At 67.3% G+C, this 1,638-nt stretch carries 1 protein-coding gene; it reads right to left on the bottom strand.

The window, feature by feature from the left end; all coding sequences use genetic code 11:
* A partial coding sequence (locus tag VOI19_RS19220) for a DNA-directed RNA polymerase subunit beta (RefSeq protein WP_323794532.1) occupies positions 1-1,638 on the bottom strand: 1,638 nt, incomplete at both ends.

Raw genomic sequence — 1,638 nt, 5'->3', positions numbered from 1 at the left:
GATGGCCGTGCCGTCCTGCGACAGCACCTCCACGTTGAGGCAGAGCGACTGCATCTCCTTGACGAGCACCTTGAACGACTCGGGGATACCGGAGTCGGGGATGTTCTCGCCCTTGACGATCGCCTCGTAGACCTTGACGCGACCAGGCACGTCGTCGGACTTGATCGTGAGGAGCTCCTGCAGGGCGTAGGCGGCGCCGTACGCCTCCATCGCCCAGACCTCCATCTCGCCGAACCGCTGGCCACCGAACTGGGCCTTACCACCCAGGGGCTGCTGCGTGATCATCGAGTAGGGGCCCGTCGAGCGCGCGTGGATCTTGTCGTCGACGAGGTGGTGGAGCTTGAGGATGTACATGTAGCCCACCGAGACCGGGTCCTTGAACGGCTCGCCGGAGCGGCCGTCGAAGAGGTTGGCCTTGCCGGTCTCGTCGATCATCCGGACGCCGTCGCGGTTGGGGATCGTCGAGCCGAGCAGCCCGGTGATCTCGTCCTCCTGCGCACCGTCGAAGACCGGGGTCGCGACCTTGGAGCCGGCCTCCGCCTTGTCGGCGTGGATCTTGATGAGGCGCTGCTTCCAGTCGGCGCTGTCCTTGTCATCGGAGAGGTCGAGGTCCCAGCCCTGCTTGGCGAGCCAGCCGAGGTGGAGCTCGAGGATCTGGCCGATGTTCATCCGGCGCGGCACACCGAGCGGGTTGAGCACGACGTCGACCGGGGTGCCGTCCTCCATGAACGGCATGTCCTCGACGGGCAGGATCTTGGCGATGACGCCCTTGTTGCCGTGACGACCGGCGAGCTTGTCACCCACCGAGATCTTGCGCTTCTGGGCCACGTAGACCCGCACGAGCTGGTTGACGCCCGGGGGCAGCTCGTCGCCGTCCTCGCGGTCGAAGACCCGCACGCCGATGACCGTGCCGGACTCACCGTGCGGCACCTTCATCGAGGTGTCGCGCACCTCGCGCGCCTTCTCACCGAAGATCGCGCGGAGCAGACGCTCCTCGGGGGTCAGCTCGGTCTCGCCCTTGGGCGTGACCTTGCCGACGAGGATGTCACCGGTGGTGACCTCGGCGCCGATGCGGATGATGCCGCGCTCGTCGAGGTCGGCCAGCATCTCCTCGGAGACGTTGGGGATGTCGCGGGTGATCTCCTCCGGCCCGAGCTTGGTGTCGCGGGCGTCGACCTCGTGCTCCTCGATGTGGATCGAGGTGAGGACGTCCTCCTGCACCAGGCGCTGGCTGAGGATGATCGCGTCCTCGTAGTTGTGGCCCTGCCACGGCATGAAGGCGACGAGCAGGTTGGTGCCCAGCGCCATCTCGGCGTCGTCGGTGCAGGGGCCGTCGGCGACCGGCGAACCGACCTCGAGACGGTCGCCCTCGGCGACGATCGGGCGCTGGTTGATGCACGTGCCCTGGTTGGAGCGACGGAACTTGGCCAGCTTGTAGGTGGTGTAGGTGCCGTCGTCGTTCATGGTCTCGACGAGGTCGGCGGAGACCTCCTTGACGACACCGGCCTTCTCGGCCACGACCACGTCACCGGCGTCGACGGCGGCGCGGAACTCGATGCCCGTGCCGACGTACGGCGAGTCGCTCGTGATGAGCGGGACGGCCTGACGCTGCATGTTGGCGCCCATGAGCGCGCGGTT

This window comes from Nocardioides sp., assembly GCF_034670285.1.
In the GTDB taxonomy this organism is placed as follows: Bacteria; Actinomycetota; Actinomycetes; order Propionibacteriales; family Nocardioidaceae; genus Nocardioides.
Note: the sequence above shows the minus strand (reverse complement) of the source record. Positions and strands in the feature narration are given on the sequence as shown.